At 70.7% G+C, this 13,421-nt stretch carries 15 protein-coding genes; 8 read left to right on the top strand and 7 right to left on the bottom strand.

Annotated features, from left to right (window positions below; genetic code table 11):
* Positions 1-298: alpha/beta hydrolase (locus tag VN520_RS36050; RefSeq protein ID WP_325751167.1), on the top strand; the 298-nt coding region annotated here is incomplete at its 5' end.
* A gap of 352 nt (positions 299-650) precedes the next feature.
* On the opposite strand, the gene VN520_RS36045 is transcribed toward VN520_RS36050, so the two are convergent.
* Positions 651-1,562: an NYN domain-containing protein gene (locus VN520_RS36045; protein ID WP_325751166.1), complete on the bottom strand. Its 912-nt coding sequence runs from the start codon at positions 1,560-1,562 to the stop codon at positions 651-653.
* A 210-nt stretch (positions 1,563-1,772) separates the two neighbouring features.
* Here VN520_RS36045 and VN520_RS36040 point away from each other — a divergent pair, with 210 nt between their 5' ends.
* On the top strand, positions 1,773-1,925 hold the full coding sequence (locus VN520_RS36040; protein ID WP_014154223.1) for a hypothetical protein: 153 nt from the start codon (positions 1,773-1,775) through the stop codon (positions 1,923-1,925).
* A gap of 111 nt (positions 1,926-2,036) precedes the next feature.
* Here VN520_RS36040 and VN520_RS36035 read toward each other — a convergent pair whose 3' ends face one another.
* The 3 genes from VN520_RS36035 to VN520_RS36025 form a co-directional block, all read right to left on the bottom strand.
* The gene (locus VN520_RS36035; RefSeq protein ID WP_325751165.1) at positions 2,037-2,642 is read right to left on the bottom strand and encodes a MarC family protein; all 606 of its coding nucleotides are present in this window, start codon (positions 2,640-2,642) and stop codon (positions 2,037-2,039) included.
* A 112-nt stretch (positions 2,643-2,754) separates the two neighbouring features.
* Positions 2,755-3,621, bottom strand: a complete 867-nt coding sequence (locus tag VN520_RS36030; protein ID WP_325751164.1) for a PHP domain-containing protein — start codon at positions 3,619-3,621, stop codon at positions 2,755-2,757.
* A 95-nt stretch (positions 3,622-3,716) separates the two neighbouring features.
* Positions 3,717-4,361, bottom strand: coding sequence for a DUF6758 family protein (locus tag VN520_RS36025; RefSeq protein ID WP_325751163.1), 645 nt, complete (start codon positions 4,359-4,361; stop codon positions 3,717-3,719).
* Between the two features lie 156 nt (positions 4,362-4,517).
* Between VN520_RS36025 and VN520_RS36020 the strand changes: the two genes are divergently transcribed.
* Positions 4,518-5,750 carry an MFS transporter gene (locus VN520_RS36020; RefSeq protein WP_325751168.1) on the top strand — a complete coding sequence of 411 codons (1,233 nt, stop codon included), beginning with the start codon at positions 4,518-4,520 and terminating at the stop codon, positions 5,748-5,750.
* 77 nt (positions 5,751-5,827) lie between these two features.
* Here VN520_RS36020 and VN520_RS36015 read toward each other — a convergent pair whose 3' ends face one another.
* Positions 5,828-6,412 (bottom strand): suppressor of fused domain protein, encoded by a 585-nt coding sequence (locus VN520_RS36015; protein ID WP_325751162.1) that lies wholly within the window; start codon positions 6,410-6,412, stop codon positions 5,828-5,830.
* 410 nt (positions 6,413-6,822) lie between these two features.
* Here VN520_RS36015 and VN520_RS36010 point away from each other — a divergent pair, with 410 nt between their 5' ends.
* Together VN520_RS36010 and VN520_RS36005 are read left to right on the top strand one after the other, a co-directional pair.
* Positions 6,823-7,938 carry a magnesium and cobalt transport protein CorA gene (locus VN520_RS36010; RefSeq protein WP_325751161.1) on the top strand — a complete coding sequence of 372 codons (1,116 nt, stop codon included), beginning with the start codon at positions 6,823-6,825 and terminating at the stop codon, positions 7,936-7,938.
* Positions 7,939-7,950: 12 nt separating this feature from the next.
* On the top strand, positions 7,951-8,469 hold the full coding sequence (locus VN520_RS36005; protein ID WP_325751160.1) for a hypothetical protein: 519 nt from the start codon (positions 7,951-7,953) through the stop codon (positions 8,467-8,469).
* Positions 8,470-8,545: 76 nt separating this feature from the next.
* On the opposite strand, the gene VN520_RS36000 is transcribed toward VN520_RS36005, so the two are convergent.
* Positions 8,546-9,298 (bottom strand): hypothetical protein, encoded by a 753-nt coding sequence (locus VN520_RS36000; RefSeq protein WP_325751159.1) that lies wholly within the window; start codon positions 9,296-9,298, stop codon positions 8,546-8,548.
* Between the two features lie 173 nt (positions 9,299-9,471).
* Here VN520_RS36000 and VN520_RS35995 point away from each other — a divergent pair, with 173 nt between their 5' ends.
* From VN520_RS35995 to VN520_RS35985, 3 genes are all read left to right on the top strand, one after another.
* A complete protein-coding gene (locus VN520_RS35995; RefSeq protein WP_325751158.1) occupies positions 9,472-10,746 on the top strand; it encodes a magnesium transporter MgtE N-terminal domain-containing protein in 1,275 nt (424 codons plus the stop codon).
* Positions 10,736-11,296: a DUF1003 domain-containing protein gene (locus VN520_RS35990; protein ID WP_325751157.1), complete on the top strand. Its 561-nt coding sequence runs from the start codon at positions 10,736-10,738 to the stop codon at positions 11,294-11,296. The genes VN520_RS35995 and VN520_RS35990 overlap by 11 nt, the downstream gene beginning before the upstream one ends.
* A gap of 93 nt (positions 11,297-11,389) precedes the next feature.
* Positions 11,390-12,523, top strand: coding sequence for an Mrp/NBP35 family ATP-binding protein (locus VN520_RS35985; protein WP_325751156.1), 1,134 nt, complete (start codon positions 11,390-11,392; stop codon positions 12,521-12,523).
* Positions 12,524-12,605: 82 nt separating this feature from the next.
* Here VN520_RS35985 and VN520_RS35980 read toward each other — a convergent pair whose 3' ends face one another.
* A complete protein-coding gene (locus VN520_RS35980) occupies positions 12,606-13,268 on the bottom strand; it encodes a hypothetical protein (protein ID WP_325751155.1) in 663 nt (220 codons plus the stop codon).
* Positions 13,269-13,421 lie beyond the last annotated feature (153 nt).

The following is a 13,421-nucleotide window of genomic DNA, read 5'->3' as shown; positions in this document are numbered from 1 at the left end:
GGGCGACGGCGAGGACCTGCGCCGTCGCTGGATGCGGCATGACCCGGCGCAGCTGATCGCCACCGGTGCGCAGTTGTCGGCCGAGCCGGACCGGGTCGACGAGCTCGCCGCGCTGCCCCTCCCCGTGCACGTGGTCTCGGGTGAGCGCGACGACGTCTGGCCGGTGCCGCTGCTGGACGGCATGGCGCAGCGGCTGGGCGCCCGCCGCACCGTGATCGAGGGCGCCGAGCACTCCCCCAACACGGCCCGGCCGCTGGAGACGGCCGCGGCGCTCGTGTCGTTCTGGGCCGGCCTCTGAACCGGAGGGCACCGGAAAAGGCCTGTCCCGGGGCGGGTGTTCCGCACCGGGACAGGCCTGCGGTCAGTTCACCTGGGTGAAGGGCGTCCAGCCGGTGCCGATCCTGACTCCGGACCGGACGCCGCCGGTGCCGTTCCCCTCTGGCCCGGACTGTGCGGCGGCGGCCGCGGGTACCGGCACCGTTGCGGCCGTGGTGCCCAGGCCGGCCATCCCCAGGGCCGGCGTGGGCACCGGTGCCGCGGTGATGGTTCTGCGATCCTTTCCTCGCCCAGGCCCTCCCCCTCGCACATGCGTGCGCGAGACCAGCCGGCCCGTCATCGCACGCGCTCGGCATGTCCACCGTCCGGGCGTCTCAGTACTGCGCCTGCAGGTGCTGCCAGAAGCCGTCACGCAGCGCCCGGCGCAGATGGGCGTGGCCGCGCAGCGAGTGCTGGAGGAGCCGTTCGGCCTCGACGAGCAGGTCCTGGTCGACGGAGCCAGGCAGATAGGGATGGCCGGGCAGCAGGTCGGCGAGTGCGTCACGGCCGCGGGAGGAGAGCCAGCCGGCGGCGATCTGCGCGCCGACGAAGCGGACGTCCTCGCGTGCGGGTGCCGGGCTGTCGTCCTCGTACATCGTGACGGAGCGGCGGGTCACATACGGACGGCAGAAGTCGAGGTCGAAGGTGCGCTGGCTGTCGACCTCCCAGAGCAGCGGCTCGGCCTGGTTGCGGCCTTCGCCCGCCTCGATGCCCCAGAGGTGGACGCGGGCGCCGTAGCCCTGGGCCGCCTCGACGGCCGAGACCAGGTCCTCGTCGCCGCCGACGAGCGCCGCGTCGCTGATGGCGCGGTGCCGGGCGAGCGACTCCAGGTCGGTGCGGATCAGTGAGTCGACGCCCTTCTGCTGGTTGTTGGCGTTGAGGTTGCCGAGCCTGACCTTGACGTCGGGGAGTTCGGCGATGGACTGCTGCTCGACGGTGTGGATCCGCCGCCTCGCCCCGTCGTACCAGTACACGCGCAGCAGCCTGCTGTCCGCGAAGATCGTGCGGGCCTTGTCGATGAAGGCGTCGATCAGCCCTTCCGCGTCCAGGTCGAAGGACCGGCGGTCCTCGGTGCCGGTGACGAGCAGTCCGGCCGCCGCGTAGACGTAACCCGCGTCCACGAAGATCGCGTGGGTGGAGGGGGTCTTCGACACCTCGGCGAGCACGCGCTGGAGCAGCTCGTTGGTGCGGTCCAGCTGTTCAAGGATGCCCGGCTCCTCGTCCGCCCGCGTCTCCCCGTGACTCATACGGGCCTCATCGTCTGCGTACGGTCGATTACCGACGGGTACTTAGACATCCAAAAAATTTCCTTAGCGTAGGGAATGTTTGCGATAGGCAAGCCGTTGAACCCTCTGTGGAGCGCGAGACGCAGACCGTCCCGCGCTGCCCATCCTTGCGGACGGCAAGCCGTCCTCCCAGCAGTTCTCCAACAGGAGGATCAGACGAAGGGAAGCCATATGCGCTTCGAGATCATGCGACTCGACGATGTCGACGGTACCGCCGTGGACAGCACCGTCGTGGACGCCGCCTCCGTCAACCGGATCGTGCAGCAGGCCGCGGCAATGGGCCAGCGCATCTACATCCGGCCGGCCGACACGTCGGCTTCATGACACCTTGCTCTGCTTCGAGCCGCTGATGTCGGGCGGATGACGAGCTGAAGACGACGCGCCCCCGCACGGATGGTCCGTGCGGGGGCGCTGTGGCGTCCGGGCCGCCGGCCCTCAGGTGCCCTGGATGACCTGGGTGACGCCGTTGATGATCTGCTGTACGGCGATGGCCGAGAGCATCATTCCGGCGAGCCTGGTCACCAGGACCACACCGCCGTCCTTGATCACGCGGATGATCAGCAGCGAGTACCGCATGGCCAGCCAGAGCACGACATGCATCGCGACGATCGCCGCCCAGACCGAGATCTGCCCGGTGGCCCCCTCGGCGTCCTGCACCGCGAGGATCACCGAGACGATCGCGCCGGGCCCGGCGAGCAGGGGCATGCCGAGCGGCACGAGGGCCACATTGACGTCCTTGGTCTGCGTCGGCTCGTCCGTCTTGCCGGTGAGCAGGTCCAGCGCGATGAGCAGCAGGAGGAGCCCGCCCGCGATCATCAGTGCGGGGACGGAGACGTGCAGGTAGTCGAGGATCTGCTGGCCGAGCAGGCCGAAGACGGCGATCACGCCGAAGGCGACCGCGACGGCCTGCAGAGCCATCCCGCGCTGCACCTTGGCGGGGCGGCCCGCGGTCAGGGCCAGGAAGATCGGGGTGATTCCGGGTGGATCCATAATCACAAAAAGGGTGAGAAAAAGGGATCCGAAGACAGCGATGTCGAACACGGTGAGCCTTGCGAGAGAAGAGCGGGCCGAACAGGAGGATCCGTGCGGCCACGCGTCATGAGGACGCGGGGACGCACGGGGGTGTGACAGGGAAGAGGAGGAGGTGCCCCGGTTACGCGGGGAGCGGTCCGCCGGCGCCCGGCACGGGGAAGGCTCCCGTGGCGCGCCGGGTGATCTCGCCGTAGATCTCGGGGTCGGTGGTGTACTCCCCGAGCCGGACGGTCTTGCGTGAGCCGTGGTAGTCGCTGGACCCGGTGGGAAGCAGTCCCAGCTCGGCGGCGAGCCCTCGCAGACGGGCCCTGGTGGGTGCGTCGTGGTCCATGTGGTCGACCTCGATGCCGTCGAGCCCGGCCGCGGCCAGCCGCGCGATCACGGCTTCGGGGACGACCTCGCCGCGCTTGACGGCGAGCGGGTGGGCGAAGACGGTCACGCCGCCCGCAGCCTTGACCAGCCGGACCGCGTCGAACGGGTCGAGCTCGTGCTTGTCGGCGTACGCGCGTCCGCCGTTCCCGAGCCAGGCCGAGGTGAAGGCGTCGGAGACCGAGTCGACGACACCGAGCTCCACGAGCGCGGTGGCGACGTGCGGGCGGCCGACCGAGCCGTCGCCGGCGATCCGCGCGACCTGTTCCCAGGTGACCGGGACGCCGAGCTCCTGGAGCTTGCGCACCATGGCCTGCGCCCGAGGCACCCGGTCGTCCCGGACGAGCTCACGCTCACGGGCCAGTTCGGGTTCGGCCGGATCGAAGAGGTAGGCCAGCATGTGAAGGCCGATGCCGTCGATGCGGCAGGAGAGCTCGGCGCCGGTGACGAGGGTGAGGCCCTCGGGGAGGGCGGCTGCCGCCTGCGCGTGGCCGCCGACCGTGTCGTGGTCGGTCAGGGCGACGACGTCCAGGCCCGCGGCGGCGGCGTTGGCCACCAGCTCGGCCGGGGTGTCCGTGCCGTCCGAAGCGGTGGAGTGGGTGTGCAGATCGATGCGCACGACGCGTACTCCAGTGCTGGCGGGCGGACAGGGACGGTCAAGGATAACCGCCGGGCGTCACCCGTACGGCCCCCGGCCGCAGCACCGCGACCTGATCACGGCGGCGTGAGCAGCCGAGGGCTGAGCGCTCCGCACGGCAGCAGATCCACTTCCCCGCCGGCGTCGCGCAGGTCGGTCAGCACCAGCTCGTCGTACATGAGGAGTCCGGACCGCTCCGGCCAGATGACCGCCCACAGCCACAGGCCACGCGCCTCACCCGCGAAGACCGCCCGGTCGGCGGGGGCGTCCCGGACGTGCCAGAGCGCGGTGGGGCGTCCCGCCGCGAGCACCTTGGCGTCCGGGGCCGCGTCGAGGCGCAGGCAGGAGCCGGGGTCGGGGCCGTCGATGCCGGCGTAACGGGCGCCGAGCCCGACGCCGAGCTCCTCGGCGACGAGCAGCATCTCGCCCATCCCCCCGAGCGGCCCGGGGCCCGAGCACGCGACAACGGTGGCCCGGCCGCCGCTGCGGTCGTCGCCCGCGTACGCCGCGCCCGTGAACAGCCAGCCCACCGGGAGCGGCCAGGGCATCCACACCGGCACCTGGGCCCGGTGCACCACCACGCCCAGCGCCTCGACGCTGGGCGGGACCACCGGCTGCATCGGGTGCACCTGCCCGTGCGCGGAGCACTGCCAGGCGTCGGCGAAAAGTCCGGGCGCCCTGACCCGGCCACCGCATTTCGGGCAACTGGGTTCGCCCCTCATAAAGCCCCACGGTCCTCCCCGTCCGTCGTCGCGTCAAGGACGATCACCCGTCCGCAGCGCGGCTCCCGTCGGCAAAGATAAATGTAACTTGCACTTATTAGAGCGTCTAACTTATTCTGTGCATAACACAACGATCTGATGGAGAGCGAGAGAACCATGCGGGGAGAGGATCCTTTCGACACCGGGGCGACCAGCGTCCTGCGTCAGCCGAGGGCCGTCTGGGCCACGGCCGGCGCCTCGGTCGTGGCCTTCATGGGGATCGGCCTGGTGGACCCGATCCTGCCGTCCATCGCCCAGGGGCTCCAGGCCACGCCCAGCCAGGTGTCCCTGCTGTTCACCTCGTACTTCCTGATCACCGCGGTGGCGATGCTGGTGACGGGCTTCATCTCCAGCCGCATCGGCGGACGCAGGACCTTGCTGGCCGGGCTGGCGCTGGTCGTGGTCTTCGCCGCGCTCTCCGGCACCTCCTCGTCCGTCGCCGAGCTGGTCGGCTTCCGGGCGGGCTGGGGCCTGGGCAACGCCCTGTTCGTGTCCACCGCCCTCGCGGTGATCGTCGGCGCCGCGGCCGGCGGCAGCGCGGCGGCGATCCTGCTGTACGAGTCGGCGCTCGGCCTCGGCATGGCGTGCGGGCCCCTGGTCGGCGCCCTGCTCGGTGACGCCAGCTGGCGCTACCCGTTCTTCGGCACCGCCGCCCTGATGGCGATCGGGTTCCTCTGCATCACCGCGTTCCTCGGGGAACAGCCCAGGCCGGCCCGGAAGACCTCGCTGCTCGACCCCCTCAAGGCGCTCGGCCACGGCGGGCTCGCCTCGGTCGCCACGTCGGCGTTCTTCTACAACTACGCGTTCTTCACGGTCCTGGCCTTCACACCGTTCGTGCTGAACATGTCGCCCTACAGGTCGGGGGCGGTCTTCTTCGCCTGGGGCCTGCTGCTCGCCGTGTTCTCGGTGCTCGTCGCACCCCGCCTGCAGCGGCGGTTCGGTTCACTGAAGGTGGTCGGCGGCTCCCTGGTGCTGCTCGCCGCGGACCTGGTGGTCCTCGGCTACGGCAACCACACGACGGCCATCGTCTGCACCATCGTCTCGGGTGCCTTCATCGGCATGAACAACACCGTCTACACCGAGCTGGCACTCGGCGTCTCGGACGCGCCCCGCCCGGTGGCGAGCGCCGGTTACAACTTCGTCCGCTGGTTCGCCGCGGCCGCGGCGCCCTACCTCGCCCCGAAGATCGAGGAGTGGAGCGACGTCCACACCCCGTTCGTGGTCGCCGCCGTCGCGGCCCTCGTCGGCGCGGTGGTCATCGGGGTCAGGCGCGCCGCGCTGACCCACGAGGCAAAGGAGCTGGAGCCGCGTCACGCCACGGAGGACGGCGTCTCCGTCTTCGCCGGCTGACCCGCCGGCCCGCCGTTCCGGCCCCGCCCGCGGCTCCCCCTCCTGGCCGCGCGGCGGGGCTCCCCCGGTTCCGGGCGTCAGTCCAGAGGTACGGACGCGCGCAGCGGATCCCGCAGGTCCGTCCCCTGCGAGAGCCAGCGCTCCTGGAGTTCCTGCGCACCCCTGACCCGCTTCCAGGCCGCCTCGTTGTGCGTCATCGGCAGCAGCGGCAGGAAGCGCACCGGGTCCATCGGGGCGTCCAGCTCCAGGTCCTCGACGAGGCCGCCCGGCTCGGCGACCAGGACGGAGCTGAAGGGGGCTCCGGCCCACAGCGGCCGGCCGAGGTCCAGCGACGCCCCGGGGGCCACGATCAGCCCCTCGACCTGCGGGGAGGCCGCAAGGACCGCGAGGGGCCGCAGCACCTGGTCGGTGTCGGCGCGACCCAACCGTACGGACAGGACCAGTTCGGCGCGCGGGCCCTTGACGGGGTCGGCGAGCGGCGAGGTCGGATCGGCCATCGGCTGGGCCGACATGCCGAGTGTGGCGTAGCGCACCACGTCACCGTCGATGAAACGGAGCACCTCGATGCGGTCCGTACCGAGGAACGTCACCTCGGCGCGTGCGTCCGGCTCCCCCAGCGCCGTACGGAGCCGGGACTCGACCAGATCAAGAATTTCTCCCATGCCGCGAGCATAGAACGCGTAAGGAACGGGAACAGAAAGGGATTGGCTCCTCACCTGGCTGATAGCCTGAGGCGTCGGTCGGGACAGCACGCGGAGCGCGCTCTCAGTCCTGACAACACGTGATCCCCCACGGGGGACCGGCCGGAGGAGGTGGGGCTGCGGTGGATCCAAGTCGACCGTGCAGTACCAACCGCCCTTCCGTACGACGCTTTTCTTCTGTGATCTGACGCCCTCCCAGGCCGTCACCACGGCAGTTCGCGCACCGGAAGAGCCCCGCGTTTTTGCCTGTCTGTAGCGAACGCCGTCATCGTGCCCGCGCGGTGCCGCCCGCTTTGCGGACGTGAGCGCACGTCCCCATTCCGGGCTGTTCCATGTGCCCGCCGACGGCCCTCCGTGAAGAGGAGCCAGCCTTGTCGATGATCCGTGACCTGCGCGCCGCCGTGCGCCCGTCCCTGCGCAAGAGCAACACCCCGTACAACAGCTACGACGCCACCCGTGACCCGTCCGCCTCCAGCGCCGTCGTCGACTGCGCGGTCTACCGGGACGGACGCCGGGTCACCGGGGCCTCCTGTCTGACTCCGCGCGAGGCGATGCTGCGCGTACGGGAGGAGGGCGGCTTCGCCTGGATCGGTCTGCACGAGCCGACCGAAGAGGAATTCTCCGGTATCGCCCGGGAGTTCGGACTCCATCCGCTCGCCGTCGAGGACGCGGTCCACGCCCACCAGCGGCCCAAGCTCGAACGGTACGACGACACGCTGTTCACCGTCTTCAAGACGATCCACTACGTCGAGCACACCGAACTGACCGCGACCAGCGAGGTCGTCGAGACCGGTGAGGTGATGTGCTTCACCGGGCGGGACTTCGTGATCACCGTCCGGCACGGCGGACAGGGTTCGCTGCGCGCCCTGCGCCACCGCCTCCAGGAGGACCCGGAGCTGCTCTCCAAGGGCCCTTCCGCCGTCCTCCACTCGATCGCCGACCATGTCGTCGACGGTTACATCGCGGTGGCGGCCTCGGTGCAGGACGACATCGACGAGGTGGAGATCGACGTGTTCTCCACCCCCGCCAAGGGAAGCCCGCGCGGATCGGACGCGGGCCGGATCTACCAGCTGAAGCGTGAGGTGCTGGAGTTCAAGCGCGCCGTGTCGCCGCTGCTGCGGCCCATGCAGCTGCTGAGCGAACGCCCGATGCGGCTGGTCGACCCCGACATCCAGAAGTACTTCCGCGACGTGGCCGACCACCTGGCCCGGGTGCACGAAGAGGTCATCGGCTTCGACGAGCTGCTCAATTCGATCCTCCAGGCCAATCTGGCGCAGGCGACCGTCACCCAGAACGAGGACATGCGCAAGATCACCTCCTGGGCGGCCATCATCGCCGTGCCGACGATGATCTGCGGGGTCTACGGCATGAACTTCGACCACATGCCGGAACTGCAGTGGACGTACGGCTATCCGATGGTGCTCGCGCTCATCGGCGTCGTCTGCTTCTCCATCCACCGCACCCTCAAGCGCAACGGCTGGCTCTAATAGAGTTCGGGCATGACTGCTGCTGACGTGTTGCTTGCCCGGGCTCTCGTCGAGGAGGCCACCAAGAAGTCCGGCCTGATCTGGGTGCGGGGGACCGGTCCGTCCCGGGCGCTGTGGCACGTGTGGCACGAGGGGGCGGCCGTGCTCGTCGGGGACGGCCCCGGGGAGCAGCCGCTCCCGGCGGGGCTGGAGACCGGTGCGGCTGCCGAGGTGACCGTACGCAGCAAGGACAAGGGGGGCAGGCTCGTGGCCTGGACCGCCGCGGTCACGGTGCTGGAGCCGCGCTCCGAGGAGTGGGACGCGGCGGTCGGAGAGCTCAGGGGCAAGCGGCTGAACGCCCCGGACGCCGAACAGCTGACGGAGCGCTGGGCACGCGAGTGCCGCGTCGTACGGCTGGTTCCCGGCGCCTCCCGCACCGATCTGCCGGACTCCTCACTGGCCGCGCGGCCGCTGCCCACCGGGGCGACCACGCGGCGCACGGCGCCCGCCGCGCTCCCCCGGCTGCTGCTGAAGCGCCGCGCGAAGCGCTGACCGGCTTCGCCGGCGGAGGGTCAGGGCACCTGTCCGGCGCTTCTCCGTCGGCTAAGGACCCGGGCGGCCGGCTCCGTCAGCCGGAGGATCTGGGGAGTTCGCCGCCGTAGTCGACGGTCTCGTCCTCGGCCGGCGCCTCCAGCGGGAAGGCCTTGCCCCAGTCGGCGAGGGTGACGGTGCCACCGCCACCGCCGCGGGCCACGCGCAGGGGATACGGAGTGCCCTTGAGGGAGACGTCCAGTGCGCCCCCCTCACCCTTTCCGCCCATGATCTGCACGGTGCGCACCCCGCCGATCGTGGCCCGGTCACCCTTGTTGATCTTTCCGTGCAGGGCGAGCACCCCGTCGAGGAGCGTCTTCTTCTCCGTGAAGCCGCGCATCTGCTGGTAGGTGGGGTCGTCCTCGGGGACCTTCACGTACTTGCCGCCGAGCTTGTCCGCCGCCTGGTCGCTCTCGTCACCGCCGCTCTCGCCCTTCCAGAAGGCCGCGTCGGCCTTGAGGAAGAGCTCGTCACCGATGCGCAGCAGCGCGAAGGTGTTCTGCTGCGAGGTGACCGACCCCGTGCCGCCGTTGCCGCTGAGCTGCATGTCCAGGGTGTACGTACCGCCCTTGCCGACCAGTTTGCCCGTGAGCCGCACCGCGTCGGCGGCATCGGCGGCGGCCCGCGCCTTCCTGTCGATCTGCGCGGCCGTCAGCTTGCCGACGCCGTTGGTCCCCTTGTCCGGGTCCTCCCCGGCACAGGCCGTCAGCGCGACGGCCAGCCCCGCGCAGAGCACCACAGCGGAAGCGGTCCGGCGACGGGCCCGGACGGCCGGGGCGGAAGAGGTCACAGGCGCACTGCCTCTCGTCTGTGTGTCGGGGGTTCGCAGACGGCAGCGTACCTGTGCCGCGTACGCCGTTCGACAGAGCGCCGTACGGACGGTCCGCCCGGGCGTCACCGAGCGGCACGGGCTAGCCTGATCACGGCGAACGAGGACGCGAGGGGCAGAGGGAGGCGCACAGGATGGCGGCAGTCACCCCCAGGGTCTTCGTCTCCCACCTCTCCGGCGTGCCGGTGTTCGACCCGAACGGCGACCAGGTCGGCCGGGTCCGTGATTTCGTGGCGATGCTCCGGGTGGGCGGCAAGCCGCCGCGGCTGCTGGGCATGGTCGTCGAGGTCGTGAGCCGCAGGCGCATCTTCCTGCCGATGACCCGGGTCACGGGGGTGGAGTCGGGACAGGTCATCACCACGGGCGTGGTCAACATGCGGCGCTTCGAACAGCGCCCGACCGAGCGACTCGTCCTCGGTGAGTTCCTTGACCGCCGGGTGCGTCTGGTGGAGACGGACGAGGAGGTGACCGTCCTCGACGTCGCCATCCAGCAGCTTCCGGCCCGCCGCGACTGGGAGATCGACAAGTTCTTCGTACGCAAGGGGCGCGGCGGAGCCCTGCGCCGCAAGGGCGAGACGCTGACCGTGGAGTGGTCGGCGATCAGCGGCTTCTCGCTGGAGGAGCACGGGCAGGGCGCCGAGAGCCTGGTGGCGACCTTCGAGCGGCTGCGCCCGACCGACGTGGCCAACGCGCTGCACCACCTGACGCCCAAGCGCCGGGCGGAGGTCGCCGCGGCCCTGGACGACGACCGGCTCGCGGACGTCCTGGAGGAGCTCCCCGGTGACGACCAGGTGGAGATCCTCGGCAAGCTGAAGGAGGACCGCGCCGCCGACGTCCTGGAGGCGATGGACCCGGACGACGCGGCCGACCTGCTCTCGGAGCTGCCGGAGGCGGACAAGGAACGGCTGCTGGCCCTGATGCGGCCGGACGACGCGGCCGACGTGCGCCGACTGCTGGCGTACGAGGAGCGGACCGCGGGCGGCCTCATGACGACCGAGCCGATCATCCTGCGGCCCGACGCCACGGTCGCGGACGCGCTGGCCAGGGTCCGCCAGCAGGATCTGTCGCCCGCGCTGGCCGCCCAGGTGTACGTCTGCCGGTCGCCGGACGAGACCCCCACCGGCAGGTACCTGGGCACCGTGCACTTCCAGCGGCTGCTGCGGGATCCGCCGTTCACCCTGGTCAGCTCGATCGTCGACAGCGATCTCGTCCCGCTGACGCCGGACACGCCGCTGCCCGCCGTGACCAGCTATCTGGCCGCGTACAACATGGTCTCGGTGCCCGTGGTGGACGAGAGCGGGTCGCTGCTGGGTGCGGTGACCGTCGACGACGTGCTGGACCACCTGCTGCCCGAGGACTGGCGCGAGACGGACTTCCAGGGCGAGGAGGAGATCGCCGGTGGCAGCTGAGGACCGTTCGAAGACCGTGCCGGCCGGCGCTTCGGGCATCGTGCGTCCGCCGCGGCCGCGGCTGGACCAGCCCAGGGCGCCGCGGCGCCGGCTGCTGCCCGAGTACGACCCCGAGGCGTTCGGCCGGTTCTCCGAGCGCATCGCCCGTTTCCTGGGCACCGGGCGGTTCATCGTCTGGATGACGCTGATCATCATCCTGTGGGTGGTGTGGAACATCTTCGCGCCGCAGCACCTGCGTTTCGACGAGTACCCGTTCATCTTCCTGACCCTGATGCTGTCGCTCCAGGCCTCCTACGCGGCGCCCCTGATCCTGCTCGCGCAGAACCGGCAGGACGACCGCGACCGGGTCACCCACGAGCAGGACCGCAAGCAGAACGAGCGCTCGATCGCGGACACCGAATACCTCAGCCGGGAGATCGCCGCGCTCCGGATGGGTCTCGGCGAGGTCGCCACCCGGGACTGGATCCGCTCGGAGCTGGAGGCCATGGTGAAGGACATGGAGGAGCGCCGGCTCCTCCCTCACGCCGAGAGCGACGAAGGCGACCGCTGAGGCGCTCCCCGCGCGCAGCCCCTGGCGCCGTGCCGCCCTCCCGCCGCCCACCACCCTTTCAGGGAGCGCTGCGCGCACCCGTACTATCGGGGTATGGCTACGGAAGACGCGGTGCGCGAAGCACTGGCGACAGTGAACGACCCGGAGATCCACCGACCGATCACCGAGCTGGGCATGGTGAAGTCGGTCGCGATCGATCCTGACGGTGTAGTCGCTGTCACCGTGTATCTCACGGTTTCCGGCTGCCCGATGCGCGAGACCATCACCAAGAACGTGACCGACGCGGTGGCCCGTGTCGAGGGCGTGTCGCGGGTCGAGGTCACGCTCGACGTGATGAGTGACGAACAGCGCAAGGAGCTCGCCTCGTCGCTGCGCGGCGGCACGGCGGAGCGTGAGGTGCCGTTCGCCAAGCCCGGCTCGCTGACCCGCGTCTACGCGGTCGCGTCGGGCAAGGGCGGCGTCGGCAAGTCCTCGGTGACCGTGAACCTCGCGGCGGCGATGGCGGCCGACGGGCTCAAGGTCGGTGTGGTCGACGCGGACATCTACGGGCACAGCGTGCCCCGGATGCTCGGCGCGGACGGCAAGCCCACCCAGGTCGAGAACATGATCATGCCGCCGTCCTCGCACGGTGTGAAGGTGATCTCCATCGGCATGTTCACCCCGGGCAACACCCCGGTGGTGTGGCGCGGCCCGATGCTGCACCGCGCGCTGCAGCAGTTCCTCGCCGACGTGTTCTGGGGCGACCTGGACGTGCTGCTGCTCGACCTCCCCCCGGGCACCGGTGACATCGCGATCTCCGTGGCGCAGCTCGTCCCGAACGCCGAGATCCTGGTCGTCACGACCCCGCAGCAGGCCGCCGCCGAGGTGGCCGAGCGGGCCGGCTCCATCGCCGTGCAGACCCATCAGAAGATCGTCGGGGTCGTGGAGAACATGTCGGGCATGCCGTGCCCGCACTGCGACGAGATGGTCGACGTGTTCGGTTCGGGCGGCGGCCGGCGGGTCGCCGACGGGCTGACGAAGACGGTCGGCGCCGAGGTGCCGGTGCTCGGGTCCATCCCGATCGACGTGCGGCTGCGCGAGGGCGGCGACGAGGGCAAGCCCGTCGTCCTGTCCGACCCGGACTCCCCCGCGGGCTCCGCGCTGCGCTCCATCGCACAGAAGCTGAGCGGCCGTCAGCGCGGCCTGTCCGGCATGTCGCTGGGGCTCACCCCGCGCAACAAGTTCTGAGCGTCGTACGGGCGGGAGCGGCCTCCCGGAGAGACCGCCCCCGCCCGTACGCGTATCGCTCGCCTCCCGTGCGGCGCGTCGCTCAGTCCTCGTACGAGGCGATGTCGCCGATCACCGCGAACCCCAGGCCGTAGGCGCTCATCCCGCGCCCGTACGCACCGATGTGCACCCCCTCGGGAGCCGAGCCCGCGAGCACCCAGCCGAACTCGGACTCCCGGTAGTGGAAGTCCACCGGTACGCCGTCCACCGGCAGGGACAGCGTCGACCAGGGCTCCCCGCCCAGGTCGTCCGCGAGCTCGAACGCGGTTTCGGTCTGCTGCTTCAGCCATTCACCCCGCAGGGTGTGGTCCATCTGCGGGGGCCAGGTGCAGTCCAGCAGGCCGGAGCCCGCCAGCCAGGCCGCCGACGAGACCGTGGTGGCGTCCAGCATCCCCGTACCGTCGTCGCTGTGCCGTACAGGGCTGCTGCCCACGGTCACGACCACCGCGAAACGCGCCTTCTCCGCCCCCGCGTCGGCCCGTGCGACAGGCTCCTCGCCGTGCCCGGTGGAACCGTGCTGCACCGTGTCGTCCGCCGCGGCGGTGACGTGCATCAGCCAGCGCGGACCCGTGAAGGCCTCGTCCAGCCCGTACCAGGGGAACGGCGCCTTGAGATAGCCGTCGACAGTACGCCGGGTCGCCGGCACCCCCTCTGCGGTGACTGTGCTGGGCGCACCATCCGCCCCTACCCGACTCGTCGTCTCCATCTGCCCGGCCGCCTCCTCGATCTTTCACTGATCCGGAGCGGCCCTCCCCCCATGGGCATGGGCAACCTCGCACCGGACAGATGGAGAATAGCCATACCGCCCGGACGAGTCGGGATTGACGGTCTCAGGTGGCGTCTGCGTCGAAGGGCGGAC

The organism is Streptomyces sp. (genome assembly GCF_035563135.1).
Classification (GTDB): domain Bacteria; phylum Actinomycetota; class Actinomycetes; order Streptomycetales; family Streptomycetaceae; genus Streptomyces.
Note: the sequence above shows the minus strand (reverse complement) of the source record. Positions and strands in the feature narration are given on the sequence as shown.